This is a genomic window from Robbsia sp. KACC 23696, from assembly GCF_039852015.1.
Taxonomy (GTDB): domain Bacteria; phylum Pseudomonadota; class Gammaproteobacteria; order Burkholderiales; family Burkholderiaceae; genus Robbsia.
The window spans coordinates 1,006,676-1,031,325 of sequence record NZ_CP156627.1 but is presented as its reverse complement, the minus strand read 5'-3'; the positions used below and the strand labels follow the sequence as shown (position 1 = coordinate 1,031,325).

Here is a 24,650-nt window from a genome sequence, read left to right as displayed (position 1 = left end):
TTGCGATTTGTCGCGCAGCGGCCGCGCGCAATACGCAAGAACCGACGGCGCGGGCGTCATCCCCGTGTAAACTACCGGCTTTTCGTTTGTCGTCGGTACTGTGCTCGTCCCCCCGCGCGCGTCACCGGGCAGCACGCCGCTGGCCCGCCTTTTGGCGGACCTTCAGGCCCGCCCGGTGCACGCCTCCCATTCCGTTTCCGCCCAGACGCTGTCTGACCAACTGAGCCATTGGCTGAGTTGGACGGACGCGATCGCCTTGTCGTCGGCGCTGTCGTCGGCGCTGTCGTCAGCACCGACGTCTGCCCCGTTGTCGGCATCGCAACCGTGCGCCCAGGGCGCCACGCATCCGGATGTCGCCATGGCGGCGCAGGTCCGGCGGGGGCTGACCGAGACGATCCATGCCGACAGCGCCTTCATGGCCCGCAAGCCTGCCCCGGGCGCCCGTCCGGGCACCGGCAGCGCCTCCCTTGCGGGACGGGGGGGTATCGCGGCGGGAAGTGACGCAAATCGAACGACCGCTACCGCTGCGCCCGCTGCTGGCCCGCGTGCGACGCAGGCCTTCGTCTCCGATGCCGCATTGGAGGAGACGTTCTTTCGGCAGCGTTGCCTGTCGTTGCAACAGACGATGGAAACCCGGATTGCCCATTTGCGCGCGCATCTGCGGCAATCATTGACCGCGTGTTCGGCGGACGGCGCGCGTCTCGCGGCCGTGGACGCCGTCCTGGAGCGCGCCTTGTCTCAGAAAGAGCGCGCGCTGTTGGCGGGCGTGTCGGATACGCTCGGCCGCTATTTCGGCCGACTTCATGCACACGCTCAAGACGTCGCAGCACAGGAATCCGGCGACGTCCCACTCGAACATCTTTCATTGCAGCCCGCACCGCGGGCCTGGATCGACGGTTTTCGCGACACGATGCGCGGCGTCATGCTCGCCGAACTCGCATTGCGCTTTGCACCGATCGAAGGCCTCGCCGCGGCGCTGCATGCACTACACACCTCTTGCTGAATAGGACGCCATGTCCCGATATCGTCTTCATTACGTCATTTTCCTGATCGGCCTGGCCGTTTTGTGCTGGGTAGGCGCCGGCTATCTCAGCCAGGCCGGCAGCAGTCCGCTGGCCTTCCTGATGACCGTCGTGATCGCCGCCTGTTATGCCGGCGGCGCGTTCGAACTGCATCGGTACCGCGGCGAGACGCGTGCCTTGGCACTGCGGCTGTCCACGCTGCAAGCGGCCCCGCCCGCCTTGGACGAATGGCTCGCGCCGCTGCCGGCGTCATTGCGCCATGCGGTGCGCACGCGGATCGAAGGTGAACGCACGGCCTTGCCGGGGCCGGTGCTGACGCCCTATCTCGTCGGCCTGCTGGTGTTGCTCGGCATGCTCGGCACTTTGCTGGGGATGGTCGTCACCCTGCGCGGCACCGGCACCGCAATGGCCAATGCGGCCGATATCGATGCGATCCGCGCCTCGCTCGGCGCACCGATCAAAGGCCTCGGCTTTGCATTCGGGACCTCGATCGCCGGCGTTTCCGCCTCGGCGATGCTGGGCCTCCTCGCCGCGCTGTGCCGTCGCGAACGCCTGCAGATCGTGCAGGTGCTCGACGGTCGCATCGCCAGCATCTTGCGTGTCTTCTCGCAACGGCATCAACGCGATACTTCGTTGGCATTGCTGCAGCGGCAGGCGGATGTGATGCCGGCACTGGTCTCGCGGCTGGAAGCCACGATGGCGGCGATCGAACAACAGCATCTGGAAGCGCAGAAGCGGCAAGCCGCGCAGCAACAGACCTTCCACGCACATACGGAACGGGTCTATCTCGAATTGGCGCGTTCGGTCGGCGAGGCCATGCGACAAAGCGTGGCCGAGGGCGCTCAGGCTGCCAGCGCCGCGTTGCAGCCGGTGGCACAGGCGACGTTCGACAGCATCGGCCATGAAATGCGCGAACTGCAACGGACCGTAGGCGAAGCAGTGCAGCATCAACTGGCAGGTCTGACGGACGGTTTTTCGAGATCGACGACGGAAGTCGCTACCTTGTGGCAGGACGCCCTCCACGCCCATACGCAAGCCGGGGCCGATCAAGCGATGCACTTGCGCGATGCATTGACGCAGTTCACAACCGGTTTCGAGACACACGCCCGCGAGATGCACGGCACGCTGGCGCAACAATACGAGACAAGCGTGCGTACTGCGGCGCAGGCTTGGCGCGACACGATCGCCGAACAAGCGCGCGCCGGCGATCAACTGGCCGCGCGGCACGAGAAGTCGCTGGTCGATGCGCATGCCGCGTTCACGAGCGGCGCGCAATCGTTGCTCGACAATCTGGGCGGTGCCCACACCGCGTTGCGCGCGCAGCTCGCCGACGACGAGAAGACGCGTCTCGACGCATGGCATGCACGGCTGGAAGCGACCACCAACGCCCTCCGCGACCAGTGGACGCAATCGGCGGCACAGGACGCCGCCCGCCTGGACGCCTGGCGTGCCCAGATGGAAGCTATCGCGGAGACGATGCGTACGCAGGTGGCAATGGGCGCCGATCAGGATACGGCCCGCCTCGACGCGTGGCGTGCCAATATGGATGCCGCGTCGGAAACGATGCGCGCACAGTGGGCGCAGTCTGCCGAGGAAACCACGCTGCGCCACCAGGCTATCTGCGATGCCTTGTCCGATACCGCCACGACCATCTCGGCGCAAAGCGCGGAACATGCGCGCGGCGTGATCGCGGAGATCTCGACCCTGGCCGCCGCTGCGGCAGAGGCACCGAAAGCCGCGGCTGCGGTGATCGGCGAGATGCGCGAACAACTCTCCGAAAGCGTGGCGCGCGATACCGCGACGCTCGACGAACGCGCGCGTCTGCTCGACACGCTGCAAACGCTGCTGCAAGGGGTTAACCTCGCGGCCACCGAGCAACGCACGGCGATCGATACGCTGGTCGGCCGCTCGTCGGACCTGCTCACGCAGATCGCGGCGGAATTCGCGCAACGGGTGGCGGACGAAAGCGGCAAGCTCGACGGCATCGCCGCGAACATCAGCAGCGGTGCGGCCGATGTTTCGAGCCTCGCCGAAGCGATGACGCACGCGGTCTCGCAATTCGACGCGGCGAACGGCACCCTTGTCACCCACCTCGAACGGGTGGAAAGCGCGCTGGACAAGTCGATGACGCGTAGCGACGAACAGCTCGGCTTCTATATCGCGCAAGCACGCGAGGTCATCGATCTGAGCATGCTGTCGCAAAAGCAAATCATCGAGAATCTGCAACATCTCAGCGCGCAGCGCGGCCATGACGTGCGCGGCACTGCGCCAGGAGCCGCCGCGGCATGAGCGACGACATCGAAGACGGCGTCAGTACGGCAACACCGGTATGGGCCGCATTCGGCGATCTGATGTCGGTGATGCTGGGAGCGTTCGTGCTGATTCTGGTGGGCGTGGTCGGCGTGCAGATGCAGTTGTCGGCCAAGCTGTCGCATGAAACGCAGCAGCGGCAACAGGAGATGGCGCGCCGCAAAACGTTGGAGCAGGCACTAGCAGCTCCGCTGGCCGCCGGCCGCGTCACGTTGATCAATGGCCGTATCGGCATCAATGGCAGCGTCTTGTTCGAAGTGAACTCGGATCAGCTGCAACCGCAAGGGCAGGCCTTGCTGAAGTCATTAGTACCTCCGCTGACCTCGTATCTACAATCGCACGACGAAATTTTGATGATCAGTGGTTTCGCCGACGATCGTCAGGTGCGACGCGTCGGCAATGCGCGCTTTACCGACAACTGGGAGCTGTCGGCGCAGCGGGCACTGACCGTGACGCGTGCATTTATCGATGCAGGGATCCCCGCGGCATCGGTATTCGCCGCGGCTTTCGGCTCGGAACAACCGGTCAGTTCGAACGATGACGATGCGGGACGGGCGAAGAATCGCCGCGTCGAAATCGCCGCGGTCCCTCGGCCGTCATCTGGCAACGCTGCCCCGGGGAAGACCAGTGAATAAGCCGTCTAGCGACGATGTCCGTCCCGCATCGGGCGAAAACGCCAAGCAGCCAGACGGCGGGCTGCGTGAACTAACGCGCTTGCTCAATGAGCGAACGCCGCCTCTCACGCTAGTGATGGAGCAGAGCGCGGGACCGGCAGTTCCGCGCTATCCCGAAATGGTCGTGCTGCCCTACTTCAGGCAGACGTGGGCCGCGCTGCGGCTCGATGGCCAGATGCGCCGCTCCTTGCAGTACGTCCCGGAGAACGCCGGTCCGTTGAACTCGCGAAGCCTCGTGCATCGCGCGCTATCGCTAATGCAAGGCACGGCCCCCGGCTATCTGCAGCATCTGCTGGCATACGTCGACGAGCTTAGTAACCTGTCCGCCGTCGCCTCTGCCGGATCGAATGAGGGTGTAGCCACGGCAGCACCAGCCAGCGGAACCGCGCGAAAGGCAAGCAAGACAGCCGGCAAGTCTTCTTCGAAAAATACCGGCAAACGTGCAACACCGGGCTGACATCAAAGCCCCGCGTGACACGCGCCTGCGCACTTTACGGCAGTGTTTGCCCGCCGGTGACCCCCATCACTTCACCGGTGATGTAGCTTGATTCCTGCGAAGCCAGCAAGACATACATCGGCGCGATCTCGGCCGGTTGACCGGGGCGCTTGAAAGGCACTTGCTCGCCGAAGGTCGGAATCGCTTCCGGGGGTTGTCCGCCTGACGGTTCGAGCGCCGTCCAGAAAGGCCCCGGCGCGACGGCGTTGACGCGAATGCCCTTGCTGATGACCTGTTTCGACAACGCTTTCGTGAAGGCGACGATTGCGGCCTTCGTCGGTGCATAGTCGAGCAGATTTTGCGACGGCTGATAGGCTTGGATCGATGCCGTGTTGATGATCGTCGCGCCTTCCGGCAAATGCGGCAATGCCGCCTTGCTGATCCAGAACGTCGCAAAAACGTTCGTACGGAAAGTCGATTCGAACTGCTCCGTCGTCAGATCCGCGATCTCCGCCTGCGCGGTTTGGCGACCCGCGTTGTTGACGACGATATCCAGCCCGCCCAAGTGTTCGACCGCATGGCGGACGACATTCTCGCAAACATCTTCTTTCGACAAATCGGCACTCAGGGCAAGCGCCTTTCGTCCCGCCTTCTCGATCAAGGCAACCACCTGCTTCGCTTCTTCCGCCTCTTCTGGCAAGTGTGTAAAGACAATATCAGCGCCCTCGCGTGCGTAGGCGATGGCCGTGGCGCGCCCGATGCCCGAATCGGCGCCAGTGATCAGCGCCTTGCGCCCTGCAAGTCGGCCGAAGCCCTGATAGCTGTTTTCGCCATGATCCGGTTTCGGCTGCATCTTCGCGGCCAGACCCGGGCGCTGCTGTACCTGATGCGCGAACGGCGGCTGGGGATATTGCGTCAACGGGTTGCGCATCTCGAATTGATTGCGGACGGTGTTGTCACTCATCGTTAGCCTCCAAAAGCGTTGGTGAACGTACCTACCCTGTCGCAAACCCCGTTCCTCGCCTCCGCAGTTATGGCCGACAGCCGTGCCTGGCGTGCGATTGCGCGCCCTTCCCAGATCGAGGGTCGACCCCTATCGCCCAGAATCGGCGCATGCAAAAAAGAACTTTTGACAATCCGCGCACACCCCCGGTGCGACAATCCGCCGCTTCATTCTGCCCTCTTCCCGCCGTTATCGAATCCGTCTGCGCGACTTCTGTAAAGCGTATCGCGGCGTTTCACGCCTTAACCGAGAATGCAATGAGTCTTACCATCAAGGCCCGTGTTGGCCTGACATCGGGCCTCCTGGCCGTCATGCTTGTGGCGATCGGTAGTTTGGGCATCTATGGCCTGAGCCGTTCCAATGCCGCGCTGCAAAACACCTTCCAGAATCAGATGCCGGCCGTTCGCTATGTCGGCGACTCGGTGCTGGGCGCCACGCAGGAACGCACCGCCGCACGGCAAGCCATCGAGGGCATTGGTAGCCCGGCGTTGGAAACCGCGATCAACCAAGGCATGGCGTTGCGCGCCGATTCCGATAAGGCATGGCAGACGTTCATGGCCATCAAGAAGTCGAAGGAATCGCTGGCACTGGCTGCCGGCATGCAGGAAAAGCGGCTCGCCATGCAACAGGCACTGGATAGCGTCTACGCGGCAGCGCGCAGCAACGACGGCAGCAAGGCGATGGATCAGATGCTCCAAGTCGGCACAGCCTATTCCGCGTTGCTGAAGTCCCGCGAAGGTCTGAACACCTTTCTATCGACGAAGGCAAGCAATGGCTACGACGACGCGACGGCAACGATGCATCTGGTCATGGACTTCACGATCGCCGCATTGATCGCCGGCGTGTTGCTGGCGCTCTGGTCCTGGTGGTCGCTGGGTCGCGCGATCGGCTTGCCGCTCCGTTCCGCGCTCAGCCATTTCGATGCGATTTCCGCCGGCGATCTGCGCGCACGCATCGCGGCGTCGAGCAACGATGAAATGGGCCAATTGATGGGTGGCCTCTCGAAAATGCAGGCCAGCCTGGTTCAGACCGTGTCGTCGGTGCGCACCGGCAGCGAAGCGATTGCCACCGCCAGCCAACAGATCGCGGCCGGTAACAACGATCTGTCCTCGCGGACCGAGCAACAGGCCGCATCGCTGCAGGAAACGGCTGCGAGCATGGAGCAACTGACGGCAACGGTACGCCACAACACCGAAAACGCGCGACAGGCCAATGGCCTGTCGTCGACGGCGCGCGAAGCAGTCGTCGAAGGCAGCGAGATCGTCGCGCAGGTCGTGCAAACGATGGCGGGAATCAACGAAAGCTCGGGCAAGATCGCCGAGATCATCGGCATGATCGAAGGCATTTCGTTCCAGACCAATATTCTGGCCCTGAACGCAGCCGTCGAAGCGGCACGTGCCGGGGAACAAGGGCGCGGGTTTGCGGTGGTGGCAGGCGAAGTACGCTCGCTGGCGCAGCGCTCATCGGCGGCGGCCAAGGAGATCAAGGATCTGATCGAGACATCGGGACAACGCGTACAAATCGGTACGGATCTGGTGGGTCGCGCCGGGGAGTCGATGGAGCGCATCGGCGGCGCCATCCAACGCGTGACCGATATCATGGGCGAGATCGCTGCGGCGTCCGACGAGCAAAGCCGCGGCATCGAGCAGGTTAATCAAGCCGTTTCGCAGATGGACGAAGTCACGCAACAAAACGCCGCGCTGGTGGAAGAAGCCGCCGCGGCTGCCGGCTCGCTTGAATCTCAAGCAGCGCAGTTGCGCGATCTGGTGTCTGTTTTCAAGATGGCTGCTTGAACCGGGAGCGCCTGGGATACAGGCGCTCGCTGAGTGCCGGGCGGCTATGCATTCCGCGCGCGTCAATCCAGTTTCACGGCAAAACCGCGCTGCACGGCGGGCCGACGCATCAACGTCTCGTACCACCGGCGCACATTCGGGAAATCTTCCAGCGCGACCTTATGACGTGGATGCCGCCATGCCCATGGCAAAATGGCGAAGTCCGCAATCGACAAATCGCCTGCCACGAATTCGTGTTCCCCCAGCTGCTTGTCGAGCACGCCGTACAAGCGGCGCGTCTCGGCGCTATAGCGCTTTAAACCATACTCGCGGTCAGTCTCCGATTCGACAGACAGAAAGTGATGTACCTGTCCAGGCATCGGGCCAAAACCCGCCATTTGCCACATCAGCCACTCCAGTACCGGAATCCGCGCCTGCAAGGGCTTCGGCAGAAATTGGTTCGTCTTTTCGCCGAGGTATAACAAAATCGCGCCTGACTCAAAGAGGCTGACTGGCTGACCATCCGGGCCCTCGTCATCGACGATCGCCGGAATTTTGGCATTCGGGCTTAGCTTCAGGAAGGCTTCGCCATGTTGCGCGCCGCTGCGAATGTCGATCGGATGCACCGTATACGGCAGCCCCATTTCCTCGAGCGCCACGCTAATTTTCCGGCCGTTCGGCGTGTCCCACGCAAATAATTTGATAGACATCTGCACTGTCCCCTAGAGATCCGTTATGTGCCGCCATCGTGACATGATAACGGGCATCGGGCGGGACCTCAGCGCTGTATCGATTCCGTGCAACAGCACGAACCGGTCTGGATCGCGCGTCGTATCGATATCGCCCGCCATCGGATTGCGCAGCATCCTTATGTCGCGCCGGGCGCGTAGCAGTCCGCAGAGACGAACAGCCCACGACGGTCATTTTGCCCCCTCCGCGCCGAATCGTCGCCGCAGCGGACAATGCCGTAATCAGGCGTCGCGTAATAGTAATTCGATCGATGTCGCGTTTGTTCTATTTTTCTGCCCGTACGTTCAATTCGAATCAATTTGGTGCCTCTACATTGGGCCCTGTCGTCTCGCGGTACTTGCAAAAAAACAGGGTGCGGGCCATCCCAAAAACGCTGCCGCTCTCGCCACCACGTTCACGAACAACGAGCCTATTCCTATGTTAATCAAGCCTCTGTCGTCGATCTTCGCCCTGCCGTCGAATAAAGCGGCGCTTCCGTCCATCGGTACCGCCCTGGGTGTCGGACTGCTGCTGTCCCTCAGCGCGCACGCCCACGCCGACGAAATTGTCAAAATCGGCAGCGCCGCGCCGCTGACCGGCCCGAACGCGAACTACGGCAAGGACACAGAGAACGGCGCGCGCCTTGCCGTCGAGGAAATCAACAAAAAGGGCCTGACCATCGGCGGCCAGAAGGTCACGCTGCAATTGGACGGACAGGACGATGCATCGGATCCGCGTCAGGCAACGCAGGTCGCACAGCGTCTCGTCGACGATAAAGTGGCTGCCGTCGTCGGCCATATGAATTCCGGGACGACGATCCCCGCCTCGAAGATCTATAGCGACGCGGGCATCGTCCAGGTGTCGCCGTCGGCCACGAACCCGGCCTATACCGAGCAAGGTTTCAAAACCGCCTACCGCGTGGTCGCCACCGATGCGCAGCAAGGCCCGGCACTGGCCAACTACGCCAGCAAGAACCTGAAAGCCAAGACCGTGGCGATCGTCGACGACGCCACCGCCTACGGCCAGGGGCTCGCCGACCAATTCGAGAAGCAGGCGAAGGCCAATGGCCTCACCGTGCTGTCGCATGACGCAACCAACGACCATGCGGTGGACTTCCGCGCCATCCTGACCAAAGTCAAGGGCGAGCGCCCCGACGTGATCATGTACGGGGGCATGGACGCCACCGGCGGCCCGTTCGCCAAGCAGGCACGACAACTGGCCATCCGCGCCCACGTGCTGGCAGGCGACGGCCTGTGCACCCCGACGCTGCCGTCGCTCGCCGGCGAAGCCGCCGACAACGTCATCTGTTCGATCGCTGGTGCCCCGCTGGAGAAGATGCCCGACGGTCCGGCCTTCGCCAAGCGCTTCACGGCCCGCTTCGGCCAACCGCCGCAAGTCAACGCGCCCTTCGCCTATGACGCGGTCAATGTGATCGTCGATGCGATGAAGGCCGCCAACTCGGTCGACCCGGCGAAGATCCTGGCCGCCATGCCGGCAACGAATCACCAAGGCGTGCTGGGCAGCGAGCAATTCACCTCGACGGGCGACCTGAAGCAAGGCGTCATCTCGGTCTACACCTTCAAGTCGGGCAAGCAAACGCTGCTGGACGCACTGAAGATGTAAGCCGCCGTACCAGGCATCAAATCAACAGACACAAAAAAGGGAGATACGATGCGGCCCGGGCGGATGATGCATCCTGCGCCCGGGCCCGCGCGTGAAAACCTCATGACGGGCATCGACACCCAAGCAGCGCCCCCGGCGACATCGCGCAATCGGCATAGTCCCCGGCTGCCGCGTAAGCCGCGCATCGTTTTAATCGGCACCGGAGGGACGATCGCCGGTCGAGGCGAATCGACCACGAATACGTCGGCCTACGACTGCTCGGTGGTCTCGATCACCGACATCCTGGCGGCCGTGCCGGCTGCCGCGGACGTTGCCGACATCACCGCGGAACAGCTGTTCCAACTGGGTTCGGAAAATTTCGGCAGCGCCGAACTGCTGCAGCTCGGCAAGCGCATCTCATCACTGCTGAAACGCGATGACGTCGATGGCGTCGTCGTGACCCATGGCACGGACACGCTGGAAGAAACCGCCTACTTTCTGCATTTGACGCTGCCGAGCGACAAGCCGGTCGTTCTCGTCGGGGCCATGCGTCCGCCCTCGTCGTTGAGCGCCGACGGACCGCTCAACCTGTTCAATGCGATTCTGGTGGCGGGATCGCCCCTGTCGCGCCGGCAGGGGACGCTGGTCGTCGTCAACGACGAGATTCATACGGCGCGCGACGTGGCGAAGGTCAATACTTTCAAGCTCGAAGCATTCAAATCGCCATTCGGGCCGCTGGGCTATGTGGTCGAAGGCGAGGTATTGTTTTACCGCAGCGTGGCGCGACGTCATACGATCATCAGCGAATGGTCCGTCGACGATATCGACACGCTGCCGTCGGTCGGCATCGTCTACGCGCATGGCGGCATCGACGCGATCATGCTCGAAGCCGTCTTGAAAAGCGACGTCAAAGCAGTGATCTACGCGGCAACCGGCAACGGCAATATCGCCGCCGATTTGATTCCGCTGCTGATCGAAGCGCGGCAACGGGGCATTCATGTCGTGCGGGCTTCCCGCACCGGCAGCGGCGTGGTCGTGCGCAACGCCGCGCAGCCGGACTATCGTTTCGGCTGGCTCGTGGCCGACGATCACGCGCCCCAAAAGGCGCGCATCTTGATGATGCTGGCTTTAAGCGGCGAGCAAAACGTCGCGGGCGCGACGGCACGAGATCACAGCGTGGCAGGCCACGCCTCTTCCGAAGGCCATGCAGGCGATGCGTCGCTACAGCAAGCCTTCTTCGACTACTAACGCGCGTTCGGAATCGTCTCGATGCTGGCACTGCAAGCACTCCTCGGTGTGCTTGCAGCGCTCGCGTCGGCGTCGGCTTCGCCGCGAATGGAGTGGATTCATGCGAGATTTCGATATTCCTGTGCTGCGCAGCTTCCTGTTGATCGCCAGCGGCAAGAATTTTATCGAGGCAGCCTCCCTGATGGGCCGCTCGCCCTCGGCAATCACCCAGCAAATCAAACGGCTCGAAGACGATCTCGGCGCCAAGGTATTCCGGCGCACGTCGCACCACGTCGTACTGACGCCCGACGGCGAGCGCCTGATCCACCATGCGCAACGATTGCTGCGTTTGCACGACGAGGCCTTGATGGCCTTTGTCGATGCACCCGGTCGACGCTTTCGCCTCGGCCTGACGCAGGACCTCGCCGACTGGTTCATGCCGTCCTTGCTGGCCGCATTCAATCAACGTTACCGCGACGTGTCGCTCGAATTCCGCGTCGATCGCACCGACAACCTCATCGTGATGGGCCGGCGTCAGCAACTGGATCTGGTCATCGCCGAGCGCCGCGACGACGCGAGCAATCAAGGCGAAGTCTTCTCCTTGCCGATGGTGTGGTTGGGCGCGCCGAATTTCACGCTGCCCGAGTCCGACCGGATCCCGGTGGCGATGCTCGAGGAACCCTGCCCCTTCCGCTCGACCGCATTGGCGGCGCTGTCTTCCTCATCCTGGTTCGGCGATGTCTTGTACAGCAGCCCCAGCCTGCAAGGCATCTTCGGCTATTGCAAATGGGGCGAAGCGGTGACGGTTCGTACCAGTCTCGCCTTGCACCATACGGGCTTGACCGATGTCGGCGAGCGCCTCGGATTGCCGCAACTGCCACTCGCCTGGTACTGCAGCTATAGCAGCAATCCGGATTTCAAGAAAATCAACGAAGACCTGATCGAGATGGTCAAAACGCAGTTACTGGGCGCAATGCGGCCACAAGCCATCGCAAGAAGGCTCGTCGGCGAAGCGGTTGCCGCCTGACCGAAATACGATCCACGCAAGCGACATCGTTCGGCCTATCCTCAAGCAGCCCCTATTCGAGGATAGCGATGAAGCTCCGGCTCACCTTCTACCTTCTGCTGCTCGCCAGTCCCGGCGCCTACGCCAACTGCTTCGATGCGGCAGCCGCCTACCATCACGTCAATGGCGATGTGCTGCGCGCCATCGCCTGGCTGGAATCGCATAATCAGCCGACGGCCGAGCACAAGAACGAAAACGGCTCGGTCGACTACGGCGTGATGCAGATCAATTCGATCCATCTGTCGCAGTGGTCGCGGTACGGGGTCGATCGCGCCGCCTTGATGCAGCCTTGCAAGAACGTCTATGTCGCGGCCTGGCATTTGCGTCATATGATGGATCGCTACGGCAATACCTGGGCCGCCATCGGCAGTTACCACTCCGCCACGCCGGTGTATCGCGATCAGTACGTCGCGCAGATCAAGCGCATTCTGCGCGGATGGCATCGCCTGCCCTACGGCACCGATACCGCGTTGGCCGATGCCGATATCGACGGGAGCACCGCGCGGCGCAAGGACGATGCGATCACGGTCGGGGCGCAGAACGGGCCGAGAACGAACGCCCTGACACGCTTCCGAAATGTTTCCGCACGCGCGGCCAACCAGGACTTGAACGCCAGCCAGGGCGCGCCTACCCTGCAATAAGCGTCCAACGCCGAACGAGCGCATCGCAGGTTCAGCGATGCGCCCTCGCCACCGGCTTATTTTGGGACATAGCTCATGCCGCCACCGTTAAAAATCGCTTCGCGCCTGATTCAGATCCTCGGCACCACCCTCCCGGGGACGGCGCAGCGCACCGCGCGTGCCAAGCCGCCGGCAGCAAAAAAAACGCAAGAGGTGTCGGGCACCTTGGCGGCATTGAAAAACAGCACCTCGGCCAGACCGAGCCGGGCCCTGAATGCGATGCCGACCGCGCGACGCGAGGTGGGTGGCAGCGCACTGCGCCGCACACAATCGATGCCGACAATGCGCAGCGACGCGTCAGCTTCCACGCCCCACGGCGCGCGCGGACCGCAGCAAACGGCAGCGTTGCAACAATCGCCCCAGGCGCCACACGTACCGCGCAAGCCGCTGCAATCCAATAGCGATTTGCAACAAGCGCTGACGGCAATTCCGCGTGCGGACTTCAAACCGCCGATCGACACTGCGGACGAAGCAGCGCAGTTGCAAACCGCGCTGGCCAATAGCCGAGCCGACAGCTTCCTGGAACCGTCGACCCACGGCGAGGAAGACGCACAGCTGCGAAAGGCCCTGCTCCATAGCCGCGCCGATGCATTCATGCCGGCACAGCGCAGCGATGATCCGCATGAGGCACAACTGCAGCAAGCGCTTGCGCTTAGCCGGGCGGAAGCGTTTAATCCGCCGATGAGCGCCAAGGATGAGGATGCGCAATTGCAGCAAGCGCTCGCGCACAGTCGCGCGGATGTATTCATGCCGCCGTCCGCGGGTCATGATGCGGAGGACGCGGCGCTTCAGCAGGCCCTGGCACTGAGTCGCGCGGACGCCTTCATGCCGCCGTCCAGCCTCGACGAGGAGGCGGCGCAGTTGCAGCAAGCGCTGGCGCATAGCCGTGCCGACGCCTTCATGCCGCCGTCGAGCCACGAGGAGGAAGCAGCGCAATTGCAGCAAGCGTTGAAGCAGAGCATCGCACAGGCACCGACGCCCGAACACCAGCCACCTGCCGCGGAAGAGCCGTCGCCCACCAAAGCGATGAATGCGCATGAATCGATCGCCGCATCGACCCTGATGCAAACGAAATTGCAGGCAGCGATCGAAGTCAACAAAGCCCGAACGATGGTCTCCAAGGCCACGGTCGACCTGACGCGGAACTGAAGCGCGCGCCGACGGCAGACTTACGCAGAGGAGCAGCGCATGGCGCGGCCGGATCACCCCGGCACGCGTCGTTATCGGATCAGGAGGTCATACAGAAAGGCGCGCGGCCGTGTGAAGGACACACGGCCGGCATGGAATAGATCAAAACGAGAAAGCGCAATCCGAGCCGACGCTCAGCTCCAGGCAATCGCGTGAGGATAGTGGCCGGCACGCTCGGACATCGCGTCGTTTGCCGACCGGGCATCGTCACGGAGGCCGCGCTGACTGCCCGGCGCCGGTTCGAGCCGATAACCTGCTGCATAAACCGCCTTCAGTTCGACACTGGCATCGCCCAGAAGGGACAGCTTGCGCCGCAATTTATAGACATGCTGTTCCAACGCGCGTCCCACATGATCCGAGGCCTGCCCCCAGATCTCCATCGCAATGCGCGGACGGCTCAACAACGCGCCGGGATTCGAAAAGAACAGCCAGGCAATGGCGAATTCGCGCGCAGTCAGTTTGACGTATTCGCCGCGATGGCTGACCCGCTGCGACCACTGGTCGAGTACGTAATCGCCTAATTCGATATGAGTGGTTTCGCGCTTCTGCGAACGCAGTTGCGTATAGCAGCGGGTTGCCCGTGCATAGACTTCACCGACATTGAAGTGTCCCACCACGATATCGTCGCCGCCCATCTCGAACGCGCGCGCCATCGCTTCGGCGGAAAGAAACTGTCCCAATACCAGTATCTTGAAATCCGAACGCGTATGGCACGACCGCCACGAGGCGATGCGTCCCACCGCTTCGAGATCTTGATCGGCATCGATCACCACCACGTCGATGGCCGCGCGGGACGTCAGGTGCCGGATCAGGTCCGTGCGTAACTCAAAATAGAGCGGCTGGCAATCCGCTTCCCTCTCGACGAATTCCGAAATTGCATTTCTTACCGTTTCGCTCTTGGTGAGTAAGGCAAATATCACGACGCTCTCCAGTATGCAAACTGACTCATGTCCAACGCCGGCGTTGAGCGCAGCGTTGTCAGCAATGCCGTTCAGTACCGAGAAATCATAATTCAAGAAATTTGCCGAGTGATTAATTTTTTTTCAATTGTAAATCTCTAACAAATCAACTTCACGCCCCGACGGTACTAATTTCCGAAAAGAACGACCATGCTGATGCGACAAGTCCGTCCTTTGATACATTTGATAAACTTTTGAAACATCTAAACCGTTAAAATTACAAATTGTTTGGATATTTGACATATTTTCATATGGAAAATGACCATAAGCTTCCTCATAAAGGCATCTTATAGTCACATTTAGTTACAATCGTAACGTCTGAAAGCAATATGAAACTTTTCCCAAAATAAAAAATCTGTGCCATGTCATACGCATGGCACAGATCAGTTAATCACCCATTGTCAAAATCTATAATCCCGGATAGGCGAAATCTATACAGATCGTCCTAATTGTTAAATGGGGCCAGGAACGCGCCCCATTATCATCAGGCTGCCGTGCGCTGTTGGTACTCCTGCTGCGCTTGGCTCGTGGCGGCGTCTTCGGCATTGTCCTTGGCCGCATCCGTTACGCCATCTTTCAGGCCGCTCTTGACGGCCGTGCTCGTGGCCGTAGTGGCAGCGTCGACGCCTTCTTCCGCGCCCTTCATCAACGCCCCACCCACGCCCGGCACCGTCACGGCGCCGATAGCTGCTTCGCCGGCACCTTCGAAGGCCTGCTCCTCGTCCTTGCCGATCTGCTCCTTGCTTGCGCCGCCGATGGCATCGGCGGCCACGTTCGCCTCGCCGGACACCAACTTTGTCGCCACCGATGCACCGGCAAAGATTTCGCCGATCCCCGGGATCTTCGCCAAGGCGCCCAGGATCGTGGACGCGACGTCGAGAATCTTCGAGAAGACGTGCAAGATGCCCTCGAAGAACTTGATCAGTCCGCCGCCCTTCGACTTCTTCTGCTCGGGCTGATCTTCGGTGCCAGCCTCCATCGCCTGGGTAGCGGCTTGATCCGCAGCCGTCGTCGGTTCGTGCGTGGCCGGCGTGCTGGCCACCTGCCCGGCCGTCGTCAGCTTCGACTTGAATGCCTCGAAGTCCCCCTTGCTGATCTTGCCGTCGTCCGCGGCATAGAGCAGATTACCCGAACTGCCCTTCTTGCCGTTGTCCAACATCCCGAACAGCATCGGATCGTTCAACAGCTGCTGCGCCGCGGTTTTCACGGCATCGCTGCTCTTGGGGTCATTGACGATCGAGGTCAACTTGTCGCGCGTCAGATTGCCATCGCCGAAGAAGGTGCTCTCGTTATCCGACAGCGTCTGCATCGTCGTGTTTTCGTTCTGGTCGAGCGTGATGTTTTTCGAGATCGCGTCTTCCATATGACCACGCGATACCGATCCGCTCGAACCGGCCACGGTCGACCAGGCACTCGGATTACTGAGCATGTATTCCGCCGCCGCCTTTAACTGCGCCGGCGCCTTGCCCTCCGAGCCGGTGCCGTCGACGATATCCTGCAGCGACTGTTTCGAGATATTCCCCGGCAGATAGTCGGAGTAGCGATACAACTCGCGCATCGCATCGTTCGCATCCATCTCGCGCGGCTTGGCGTCCGGGTCGTCGGTGTCGTCCGACGGAATGTAGTTATCGACATAGGACTGCGCCTGCTGCTCGTTATAGGCGACCATCTCCGGACGCTTCGACGTCAGTCGGCTGATATCCTCCTTACCGATCTTGCCATCCACCTTCCCGTTCTTGCCGGCATCCAGCATATTCAGCAGCGAGGGGTCCTTCTGCAACTGCTGCAAAGCCGCTTTCAGATCGGACGGCGTGCTCGGATCGTCGATCTTCTTCTGGATATCCGACGTCTTGCCGGCGATCGCATCGGCATGGCGATCCAATACCGACAGTGTCGACATTTCGTCGTCGGTCAACGGCGTGGACGTATCGTTCGCAACGTATTTGCCGAAGTCACCCGTGCTGGCCTTTCCGTCCTTGCCACCGATCGTCGCCTTGAATTGCGCACCGCCGTCGGACAACATTTCCTGCGCTGCCGCCTTCACGTCGTCCGATGCGCCGGCGCCCTTGCCGGTGCCGTTGACGATGTCCTGCAGATCGTCCATATCGATCGACGCATTCTTGCCTTGCGTCGTCGACGAGGTGTTCATCCAGTTGTTGAGCGTCTTTGCCGCTTGACCGAAGGTCGGCGCGCTGCTCGACGAGCCGTCGTCGTCATCGGACGTGACGCTGGCCATATCCGACGTATCGGTTTCCGCCGGCGTGAAATCATAATCCGGGTTGACCAGACCATTCGACAACATCTCCGAACTCGATCCGTCCGTGCTGCTGGAGGACGATGCGCTCGACGTGCTGCTGTTCGCACTGCTGCCCGTCGTCGAGGCGGTCGTGCTGCCGTCCGTCGTGGATCCTGTCGTGCTGCTATCCGAGGCATCGATGTAATCCGCGTCGGGGTTCATCAAACCGCCCGAAAACATCGACGACTGCGCGCTGCTAGTACCGCTCGTGCCGGAACCGGTATTCGTTTTCAGTCCGATAACCGTCGCGCCGCCGGCGACGCCGGCGCCCGTCGGCAAGACCGTGCCGATTCGGGGCTGCAGGAAAGGACTGGTTTGCGGCAAGCCGCCGGTGGTCGGCTGCAGCACCGTGCCGATGCTCGGCTGGAGCAGCGTCGTCTTGTTCTGCAACAGCGGGTTCTGTTCGTTCAGGCCGCCGCTGGAGGGCAGCGAGACGCCCGACAAGCCGCCGGTATTGCCGAAAATACCGGCCAGTTGATTCTTGATCGCTTCGGTATGCTCGTCCGCGCTGGCGGGATCGCCTGGCAGGTCCTCCAGCCCCAGCTGGTTCGGAGGTTGATTCGAGATGCGTACGTCCATGATAGCCTCACGGTGTGCTCTGAAGAACCCGGCGCGGTCGCCGGACTAGATTGCTTCTTTATCGAGATAACGCGTCCGCGGCATCGCTCCGCACGCGGCATCGGCTCAAGGCAACGCGAGACGCCGTGCAGGCGCGCGCGATGTCGACCGAGCGGCCGCTCGATGCGAAGCGCGTGAAATGGCAATGCCGGCATCGCATGCCGGGGTCTTGCGCCACGGTGCATGATGCGTCGTCAAGGGGAGAGACAAGGTAGAACCAAGCGAAGCGTTTGACGCCATCGCGAAAATTCTTACCTCGCCTTGTCGGAAGAGGCGCTAAAGCTTTCCAATACTTCCAGTGTCGCCTCGCGCGACGCAAGCACGCGGTGACGCAGTCATTACGTCTGCGCCGTGGCCGTCGTGCTGCTGTCGTCGCCCGAGTCGATATAGTTGGCGTTCGGATCCATCAGGCCATCCGAGGCCGACGAGGACGTATCGCCGGTATCACTGCTATCGCTGGTGCTGTCGCTGCCGGCGTCGATGTAATCGGCATCCGGATTCAACAGGCCATTGGACAACATCGACGACGAGTCGCCATCGGTCGTGCCGTCACTGCTGTCGCCAGCATCGATGTAATCGGCTTCCGGGTTCATCAGGCCATCCGACAACATCATCGAATCCGAACCGTCGCTGCTGCCGTCACTCGCGTCGCTTACATCGTCGACATCGGGGCTCGCCGAGGCGCCCGTCGAGGACGACAAACCGCTGGGCGCCGAAATACCGCTGGTGCCGGAGCCGCTCGAATCGCCGCTCTCGCCTTCCAGGCGTTGGAGCAATAGCTTGATCAGATCTTCATCGGACAAACCCGAACCTTCGCTCGACGCGTCGGATACCGGGCTGCTTTGCAGCGAGCCGCTCGAAGGCGTACCGGCTGCATAGGAAGAAGGCGAGGCGGCCGACGAAGACGACGGAATGCCGCTCGTACCGCTGGAATCGCTGCTGTCGCCTTCGAGGCGCTGCAACAGCAATTTCAGGATGTCTTCGTCCGACATGCCGTTGCTGCTGCCGTTCGCCAAGTTGGAGGACGAATCGTTTTGCGATGCGTTCTGCATCGGATTCTTCGACAGCATATTCGACAGCGCCGTCTTCAGCTCCTCCGCATCGGGCCCCGAAATCGATATCGTGTCCTGCGACGATCCCACATCGCCGACTGACAGCCCTTGTGTCGCGTTAATCTGCATGACCACCTCGATGGATAGATGATGAACCGGCAAACCGGCCGGGTTTGACTTCCTCCGAGATGATGTGGCGCGGGACCAAGGCATGGCCTGGCCGCAAGCGAAGCGTTTGACGTCGCTGCGAAACTCGGGCCGTGAAAGCGCTAAATTCGCCGGCGGCTTCGCCGCTTCGCTCTGCCGTCGACGGCGCGGCCGATCGGTTCTAGCCTAGGGGCTTCCGCGATCCATGACCAGGAGACCTGCGCACCATGAAAGTTCATTCGAGTTCCTCCAGTACCTCCAGTTCGACCAGCTCGGATACGCCTTCGACATCCTCGACAAGCCATCCGTCCTCATCCTCGTCGTCGAGCAGCAGCAAACCCAATAGCAGCAGTAGCACGTCCAGCACGACGCCGTCCTCCAGCACCTCGTCGACCGACACGACGTCTAGCTCGTCCAACAGCAGCGACGTCAGTCAGGCCCTTAACAGCCTGATCGTGCAAATGGGCCAGAACGTCTTGAATACGGCCAAGAAGAACGCCGCGATGATCAAGGATAACGACGACGACAGCGACAGCTGATACGGTCTTCGCAAAGCTCCTGTCTGCCATCGCGGGAGTGCAAGCTATTGCGTCACGGCCCTTCGCGGGCCGTGACTTTTTTTAAGACGAGCCGCCCTGGCGCACGTCTTCGCTCGGCGGATACGCGGCCGGCCCCGACGTCGCACGGCGCGAATGCACCGTCGGCCCGAGGACCCGATCCTGCGGCGCCTGCTCGAAGGTCCGGCGGCTCTGCGTTATGACCGCCTGATCCGCCATATCCGGGGGATCGGTGTATCCCATGGGGGGCGCGCTCACTTCGGGATCCTGCATCGGATCGTCGCGCGGTCCGCCCGCTACCAGGATATGCGGCGTCACGAGAAACAGCCGCTGGAACTTCTGGCCCGTATGGCTCTTGTATTTGAAGAGGCCGCCGATCAGCGGAATCTTGGAAAGCCCCGGCACGCCGGTGCCGGTTCGCTCGTCCTGATTGACTTCATAGCCGGCGATCAGCAGGCTTTGCCCCTGACTGATCAAGGCCTGCGTATCGATCGTGCTCTTCGAGACCACCGGCAGATTGCTGACCGTCTGCGTCGTCAGTTGGCCGTCCTCGATATGCACATTCAAGCGCATGCGGCTCGGCCCCCCGCCGTCTTCGTCCATGCCGCTGCCGCGCACGATCATCGGCAACACCCGTAGCGAGACGCCGGCCGAGATGCTGTAGAGATCCGCGGACTGATAGCCGGACACCGGCACATAGAAGGTTTGCTTGTTGTCCATCACCGCTTCGACGTTGTCGAGCGTCGCCACCTTCGGGCTTGCGTTGACGGTGGCCTGATCGGTCTGCTCCAGCGCGCTGATACGCGCCATCAGATACTTGCCGGCGCCACCCAATACGGCGGTGAAGACGCCTCCCACCGGCGTGGCCGCGACGGCGGACGTCGTGGAGGTCGTGGTGGAAGTGAGGTTCGGGAAACCGTTCGGGCTAACCGACGCAGTCGACCCCTGCACGTTCTGGCCATTGCCTATCTCGATATCGCCGTGACTCGAATGCGCGCGCCAATCCACGCCCAATTGCTTCAACGCGGTATCGGTAATCTCGATAATGCTCGCATCGATTTCGACCACGGCGGGACGCACATCCAGCGAGGCAATCAACGATTCGAAAGCAGCCATATGGTCGGGCGCACCCCGGATCAAAATCGAGTTCGTGCGCGGATCGGGCGTGATCACCGGCGCATCGCTGGGATCGATTCCGATCGATTGTCCGCCCGATCTGCGGCTGTTCATATAAACGCCGCCACCGCCACCGCCGTCGCCGTCCATGCCGACACCGTTCTGCGGAAAGGGTCCGGACGGCGCGGCACCGCCACCGCCGCCCAGCAGCCCTGGCAGGCCCGTGGTCCACGTGCCATTATTCGACTGCGGCTGCGCACGCGCGCGGCTGCCACCGCCATAGCCGATGTCGGCTGTCCCGCCGCCGCCCGCCGATTCGGCGACATTGCGCAGACGACGTGCATCCGATTCCGGCGCCGTCTGCGAACCGATCGGGCCACCTTGTTCCGAGTAGAGGCTACGCAGGATCGAGGCCACGCCGGTGATGCGAATCGTCTGGCCATCGACGGTGATCGTATGGTCTTCCGCCCAGGCATAGCGCAAGGGGAAGATTCGCACGCCCTGATCGCGCTGCGATGCCTGGTGATTCTGATCGACCAATTTCGAGATATCCGAGACCAGCTCGACATATCGCGGCGGTCCCGACACCAACGCCGTGCGCGTTGCGTCGTCGTAGCGCAGCGGGAAACGCGGATCCACCGTTTCCAGACGCGCCAGGGTACGTCGCAACTCCGACATCGTTGCCGTACGCAAGCCGATCGTCGTGCTCGTCATCTCGCTCGAATCGTAGATCCGCAGCACGGACCCGTCGTAATACCAGACGAAACCGAACGACGCCGACATACGGTTCAGCAATTGCTGCGGCGAGGTCTGGAAGTGGCCGGTCACGTTGCCCTCGACCTTCGGCGATATCCAGACAGGTACGCCGGCACTCGCGCTGACATCGCGCAGTACATCGCGTAGCGCCTTGTGATCGGCAACGTAGTCCAACTGCATCGTGCGCCACGGGATCGGCGCGGCCGAGGCGGTGCTGGGCGTAGCGGCGATGGTCGCCAGCACCGTTGCCGTGGCGGCCGCGGCGATCGCGTGCCGGTTGAATCGCGTACCGATGCGTGCGACGCGCCGTGCGGCGCCGGTTGCGGACGTCTTTGCATTGCGAATGGAACGGCGTGGCATCGTGCCCTCGGGTGCGACGGGTTTAGCCATTGATGGTCTCTGACGGGGACTCGTTGAATTGTTTGCGATAGCTCTTGATCAGCGCGGAACGGCTGGTGACGCCCCAGCGATTCGCCGTATCGAGCACCGAGGGCACGACATGCGACTCATCCTGCAACTCGCGACGAATGCCCTGCAGACGAAGCTGGCGAATCAGCGCGCTGGGAGAGAGACCCAGCGAGCGCTTGAACACGATCTGCAGCGAGCGTTCCGTGACGTCGATATAGGCCGCGACTTCGCGCGTCGCCAAGGTGCTGTGCGCGATGTTGTCGACGATGTAGCGGTAGGCCGGCCGATATTTCGGCGGCAGGCGTCCGATCACGTCGTCGCACCGCGTGGAGACGGCCCGGTCGAAACGCGGATCGAGGGAATGCATCGCCAGCACTTCCGTGCGCAGGCAGTGCAAGGCGCCTTGCGAATAATTGGAATAAAGCGTCAGGGCATTCAAGGTCTTGCCGCGCAATGCCGCCACCTTGGCATCGGCGTACATGAAATCGAGATGCGAGTGGATCGCCGACATGCCGGCATCGCGGCGCCCCACCGCATAGTGCAAACGCTCGGCCATGGCCGCATAGCCGCCGGCCAATGCCGCCAGCAAGGCGCTCAATTGCATCTCGGGAAGCAGGCTGGCACTGCCGCCATGACGCATATCGTCGAGCAGGCGCGTAAGACGGTCCGCGGCGACATCGTCGCCGACACCGGTCTGCGCCAGCCATTCGAGATAGTCGCGATGACGTTGCATCACTTTCGGTACCGGCGCGGTGCCATGCACTCTGCCATTCAGGGCGGCGGGCATGCCGGCGCGCAGGCCGGAGCCGACGACGGCGGCCGGCGCACCGTCGTCCAGCGTCGCGAGTGGCGGGCGATAGCCGCTGGTCACGCGCGCCGATTGCCAGAAGACGTGATCGGACAGCGCGCCGGAACAGCGGATCGCCGTTTGAATCTCGATATCGTCGATCAGCAAGGCGACGACTTCCGCCCAAAGCGGATCGGTGAGATGCTCGGCGAAGCCCATCGCATAATCGAGCGCCTGCACGGCGGTGCCTTGATGCCCGAGTCGATAATCGACCAAGGCGAGACCGATGCAGGCTTCGGTGGCCTGTTCCGCACTGGCGGCTTCGTCGCGCACGATGCGGGTGAAGCAGTTACGGGCCAAGCCGAAGCGATCACGCTTCAAGGCCTGCCAGCCCGCATTGCGGCAGGAGATCATGCGGATCTGATCATCGCCCCGTCGGCAGGCACGTTGTGCACGCGCATAGGATTGCTCTGCTTCCTCATCGAGGTCGCGCAGCGAAAGCGCGTCGGCCAGTGCAATCAGACGGAGATCGCCATCCGGCTGTGACCGATCGTTATCGTCGGCAATCGACGCAACGGCACTATAAGCGGCCTTCCAATCGCCATCGAGCAAAGCATTCGAATACGTGGGCAACAACGACCGTGAGGCAATACCCGAAACCAAGGCAAAGTAGATTCTGCCAAGCATGAGATTCACCCTTTCGCAAGACATACCCTTAGAGAAACATCTGCAGCACGCCGCTGAACATCAGGCATACAGATGTTTGCTGGAACTGGGTACACAATAACGAAAAGTGCGAATTCGAATAATCAAGAAATCGGCTGACGATTCTCAAGTAAATGCATGCGACGAAGCGAAATTTTCCCACCGTTTTCGCGGCACAGAACAATCCGTCTTTTCTGTCGAACGACTGTTTACCGTAGCAGGCGCCACCTTTTATGGTTGATTGGTAAGCCCCGAGAAAATCGAGGCGAAGCCCGTGAAATGCAGTGCGTCCCTGACCTGTACGGCGACCGCCGACGTCAAGGCGATCAACAATACGACCGCCACGAGGCCGCGTACCGGCTGACTCATGGACTGCGGTTCGAGCTTTCCCGCCGCTTTGCCGATGGTGCCCAGACCGATGTCGATCAACACAAGCATCAGCATGATCGGCGTGCAGATCTTCGCCGCCATCACGAAGATATTCTGACCTTGATGAATCGCGAGGTCCGCGGCGGCGGCGTGAAAATCCGGCACCTTGCCCGTCAACGGCCACCATCGATATGACTCGAACAAGGCCCCAAGCAGCACCGTCATGCCGCCCGACACATAGAACAAGGTGATCGCCAATTGCAGCAGCAGATTGGCCACCGGCGTGCTCTGATCGCCTTGCTGCGGATTGGTCATCTGCACATTGTTGAAACCGGACAGATCGTCGATCAAGGTCCCCGCTGCCTGCGCGATCCAGAAGATCGTGGAGGCGACATAGCCGATCAACAAGCCGATAAAAGCTTCCTTGCCGGTCAGCAGCAAGAGTTGGGGAATCGAGTCGTCATCGAAGGCGGCCGGCGTCTGCCCCGCCGCAATGAACCAGGTCATCAGATAAACCACGCCGGTACGGGCGGCGCCGGGAATCGCCTGCGAGCCGGTGGCCGGCAGCACGGTGAAGATGCACATCGTGCGAATGCTCGACAGCGCCAGCATATACAGCAAACTCTGGACGCTCGTATGCACGCCGGTAAGCGATTCGGCAAGCGTTTGCAGATCAGGCATGGGCCATCCTATAAAGCCGCTGCGCGGCGGTTTCGCACGACTCCTCGTCGGCGGCTTCGTCGATGGCCCGCGCCCGTTTGTCCTTCAACGCCTTTTCTTTCTCGGCACACGCCTTTAGCGATGCCTCGGCGCGCGTCAAGATCTTCTGCGCCTGATCGACCAAGCCTTGCGCATGGGTCGCGTGACGGCGCGCGGCGTCACAGGCCTTACCCGCCTCCTCGATATCGCCGTCGAGGCGTTTCATATAGGACTTGTGCAGCAGATACGATTCGGGATCGAAATTCGTCGCACTGGACAGCGCGTCGTCGAGGGTGAATTTCGCCGCATCGCGTTGCTGCTGCTTGGCAGCGCGTTCCGCTTCCACGGTATTCAGCGCCTGCATGCGCTTCTGCCATTCCTTGCGGCAGGCCAGCAGGCTTTCCTCGGCGCGATCGCGCGCCCGCTGCTTCACATACAGGATCGTGCGCCAGGCACGCAGCGCGTCATTCAT

Annotated in this window: 19 protein-coding genes and 2 pseudogenes; 11 read left to right on the top strand and 10 right to left on the bottom strand. The window is 61.9% G+C overall.

What is annotated here, in order from left to right:
• Positions 1 to 100: 100 nt before the first annotated feature.
• The 4 genes from ABEG21_RS19140 to ABEG21_RS19125 are packed head-to-tail and all read left to right on the top strand — an operon-like array spanning position 101 to position 4,463.
• A complete protein-coding gene (locus tag ABEG21_RS19140) occupies positions 101 to 1,003 on the top strand; it encodes a DUF3348 family protein (RefSeq protein WP_347557007.1) in 903 nt (300 codons plus the stop codon).
• A gap of 10 nt (positions 1,004 to 1,013) precedes the next feature.
• Positions 1,014 to 3,311 (top strand): DUF802 domain-containing protein, encoded by a 2,298-nt coding sequence (locus ABEG21_RS19135; protein WP_347557006.1) that lies wholly within the window; start codon positions 1,014 to 1,016, stop codon positions 3,309 to 3,311.
• The gene (locus tag ABEG21_RS19130) at positions 3,308 to 3,967 is read left to right on the top strand and encodes an OmpA family protein (RefSeq protein ID WP_347557005.1); all 660 of its coding nucleotides are present in this window, start codon (positions 3,308 to 3,310) and stop codon (positions 3,965 to 3,967) included. Before ABEG21_RS19135 ends, ABEG21_RS19130 begins: the two co-directional genes overlap by 4 nt.
• Positions 3,960 to 4,463 carry a DUF2894 domain-containing protein gene (locus ABEG21_RS19125; RefSeq protein WP_347557004.1) on the top strand — a complete coding sequence of 168 codons (504 nt, stop codon included), beginning with the start codon at positions 3,960 to 3,962 and terminating at the stop codon, positions 4,461 to 4,463. Before ABEG21_RS19130 ends, ABEG21_RS19125 begins: the two co-directional genes overlap by 8 nt.
• Positions 4,464 to 4,497: 34 nt before the next feature.
• On the opposite strand, the gene ABEG21_RS19120 is transcribed toward ABEG21_RS19125, so the two are convergent.
• Complete coding sequence (locus ABEG21_RS19120) at positions 4,498 to 5,406, bottom strand: SDR family oxidoreductase (protein ID WP_347557003.1); 909 nt, start codon at positions 5,404 to 5,406, stop codon at positions 4,498 to 4,500.
• Between the two features lie 296 nt (positions 5,407 to 5,702).
• Here ABEG21_RS19120 and ABEG21_RS19115 point away from each other — a divergent pair, with 296 nt between their 5' ends.
• On the top strand, positions 5,703 to 7,238 hold the full coding sequence (locus ABEG21_RS19115; RefSeq protein ID WP_347557002.1) for a methyl-accepting chemotaxis protein: 1,536 nt from the start codon (positions 5,703 to 5,705) through the stop codon (positions 7,236 to 7,238).
• A 62-nt stretch (positions 7,239 to 7,300) separates the two neighbouring features.
• Here ABEG21_RS19115 and ABEG21_RS19110 read toward each other — a convergent pair whose 3' ends face one another.
• Positions 7,301 to 7,927: a glutathione binding-like protein gene (locus tag ABEG21_RS19110; RefSeq protein WP_347557001.1), complete on the bottom strand. Its 627-nt coding sequence runs from the start codon at positions 7,925 to 7,927 to the stop codon at positions 7,301 to 7,303.
• Positions 7,928 to 7,996: 69 nt separating this feature from the next.
• On the opposite strand from ABEG21_RS19110, the pseudogene ABEG21_RS19105 reads away from it, so the two are divergent.
• From ABEG21_RS19105 to ABEG21_RS19080, 6 genes and pseudogenes are all read left to right on the top strand, one after another.
• Positions 7,997 to 8,107, top strand: a pseudogene (locus ABEG21_RS19105) (allantoinase); the annotation flags it as partial.
• A 277-nt stretch (positions 8,108 to 8,384) separates the two neighbouring features.
• Positions 8,385 to 9,569, top strand: a complete 1,185-nt coding sequence (locus ABEG21_RS19100; protein ID WP_347557000.1) for a branched-chain amino acid ABC transporter substrate-binding protein — start codon at positions 8,385 to 8,387, stop codon at positions 9,567 to 9,569.
• A 102-nt stretch (positions 9,570 to 9,671) separates the two neighbouring features.
• On the top strand, positions 9,672 to 10,796 hold the full coding sequence (locus ABEG21_RS19095; RefSeq protein WP_347556999.1) for an asparaginase: 1,125 nt from the start codon (positions 9,672 to 9,674) through the stop codon (positions 10,794 to 10,796).
• 100 nt (positions 10,797 to 10,896) lie between these two features.
• Positions 10,897 to 11,802 carry a LysR substrate-binding domain-containing protein gene (locus ABEG21_RS19090; RefSeq protein ID WP_347556998.1) on the top strand — a complete coding sequence of 302 codons (906 nt, stop codon included), beginning with the start codon at positions 10,897 to 10,899 and terminating at the stop codon, positions 11,800 to 11,802.
• A gap of 68 nt (positions 11,803 to 11,870) precedes the next feature.
• Positions 11,871 to 12,293, top strand: a pseudogene (locus ABEG21_RS19085) (lytic transglycosylase domain-containing protein); the annotation flags it as partial.
• Positions 12,294 to 12,557: 264 nt separating this feature from the next.
• Entirely contained in the window at positions 12,558 to 13,670 is a 1,113-nt protein-coding gene (locus ABEG21_RS19080; RefSeq protein WP_347556997.1) for a hypothetical protein, read from the top strand.
• 173 nt (positions 13,671 to 13,843) lie between these two features.
• On the opposite strand, the gene ABEG21_RS19075 is transcribed toward ABEG21_RS19080, so the two are convergent.
• The 8 genes from ABEG21_RS19075 to ABEG21_RS19040 form a co-directional block, all read right to left on the bottom strand.
• On the bottom strand, positions 13,844 to 14,629 hold the full coding sequence (locus ABEG21_RS19075; protein WP_347556996.1) for a response regulator transcription factor: 786 nt from the start codon (positions 14,627 to 14,629) through the stop codon (positions 13,844 to 13,846).
• Between the two features lie 523 nt (positions 14,630 to 15,152).
• A complete protein-coding gene (locus tag ABEG21_RS19070) occupies positions 15,153 to 17,543 on the bottom strand; it encodes an HrpF/NolX family T3SS translocon protein (protein ID WP_347556995.1) in 2,391 nt (796 codons plus the stop codon).
• 377 nt (positions 17,544 to 17,920) lie between these two features.
• Entirely contained in the window at positions 17,921 to 18,763 is an 843-nt protein-coding gene (locus tag ABEG21_RS19065) for a hypothetical protein (RefSeq protein WP_347556994.1), read from the bottom strand.
• 253 nt (positions 18,764 to 19,016) lie between these two features.
• On the bottom strand, positions 19,017 to 19,199 hold the full coding sequence (locus ABEG21_RS19060) for a hypothetical protein (protein WP_347556993.1): 183 nt from the start codon (positions 19,197 to 19,199) through the stop codon (positions 19,017 to 19,019).
• 202 nt (positions 19,200 to 19,401) lie between these two features.
• On the bottom strand, positions 19,402 to 21,600 hold the full coding sequence (sctC, locus tag ABEG21_RS19055; RefSeq protein WP_347556992.1) for a type III secretion system outer membrane ring subunit SctC: 2,199 nt from the start codon (positions 21,598 to 21,600) through the stop codon (positions 19,402 to 19,404).
• Positions 21,593 to 23,092, bottom strand: coding sequence for a helix-turn-helix transcriptional regulator (locus ABEG21_RS19050; protein ID WP_347556991.1), 1,500 nt, complete (start codon positions 23,090 to 23,092; stop codon positions 21,593 to 21,595). The genes sctC and ABEG21_RS19050 overlap by 8 nt, the downstream gene beginning before the upstream one ends.
• Before the next feature lie 249 nt (positions 23,093 to 23,341).
• Positions 23,342 to 24,160, bottom strand: a complete 819-nt coding sequence (sctT, locus tag ABEG21_RS19045; RefSeq protein ID WP_347556990.1) for a type III secretion system export apparatus subunit SctT — start codon at positions 24,158 to 24,160, stop codon at positions 23,342 to 23,344.
• Complete coding sequence (locus tag ABEG21_RS19040) at positions 24,153 to 24,650, bottom strand: hypothetical protein (RefSeq protein ID WP_347556989.1); 498 nt, start codon at positions 24,648 to 24,650, stop codon at positions 24,153 to 24,155. Before ABEG21_RS19040 ends, sctT begins: the two co-directional genes overlap by 8 nt.

Bases quoted from the DNA above. Each gene is read 5' to 3' on its own strand.
- ABEG21_RS19135 (WP_347557006.1), top strand. From the start codon at position 1,014: ATGTCCCGATATCGTCTTCATTACGTCATTTTCCTGATCGGCCTGGCC.
- ABEG21_RS19130 (WP_347557005.1), top strand. From the start codon at position 3,308: ATGAGCGACGACATCGAAGACGGCGTCAGTACGGCAACACCGGTATGG.
- ABEG21_RS19120 (WP_347557003.1), bottom strand. From the start codon at position 5,406: ATGAGTGACAACACCGTCCGCAATCAATTCGAGATGCGCAACCCGTTG.
- ABEG21_RS19115 (WP_347557002.1), top strand. From the start codon at position 5,703: ATGAGTCTTACCATCAAGGCCCGTGTTGGCCTGACATCGGGCCTCCTG.
- ABEG21_RS19110 (WP_347557001.1), bottom strand. From the start codon at position 7,927: ATGTCTATCAAATTATTTGCGTGGGACACGCCGAACGGCCGGAAAATT.
- ABEG21_RS19100 (WP_347557000.1), top strand. From the start codon at position 8,385: ATGTTAATCAAGCCTCTGTCGTCGATCTTCGCCCTGCCGTCGAATAAA.
- ABEG21_RS19095 (WP_347556999.1), top strand. From the start codon at position 9,672: ATGACGGGCATCGACACCCAAGCAGCGCCCCCGGCGACATCGCGCAAT.
- ABEG21_RS19090 (WP_347556998.1), top strand. From the start codon at position 10,897: ATGCGAGATTTCGATATTCCTGTGCTGCGCAGCTTCCTGTTGATCGCC.
- ABEG21_RS19080 (WP_347556997.1), top strand. From the start codon at position 12,558: ATGCCGCCACCGTTAAAAATCGCTTCGCGCCTGATTCAGATCCTCGGC.
- ABEG21_RS19070 (WP_347556995.1), bottom strand. From the start codon at position 17,543: ATGGACGTACGCATCTCGAATCAACCTCCGAACCAGCTGGGGCTGGAG.
- ABEG21_RS19065 (WP_347556994.1), bottom strand. From the start codon at position 18,763: ATGCAGATTAACGCGACACAAGGGCTGTCAGTCGGCGATGTGGGATCG.
- sctC (WP_347556992.1), bottom strand. From the start codon at position 21,600: ATGGCTAAACCCGTCGCACCCGAGGGCACGATGCCACGCCGTTCCATT.
- ABEG21_RS19050 (WP_347556991.1), bottom strand. From the start codon at position 23,092: ATGCTTGGCAGAATCTACTTTGCCTTGGTTTCGGGTATTGCCTCACGG.
- sctT (WP_347556990.1), bottom strand. From the start codon at position 24,160: ATGCCTGATCTGCAAACGCTTGCCGAATCGCTTACCGGCGTGCATACG.
- ABEG21_RS19040 (WP_347556989.1), bottom strand. From the start codon at position 24,650: ATGAATGACGCGCTGCGTGCCTGGCGCACGATCCTGTATGTGAAGCAG.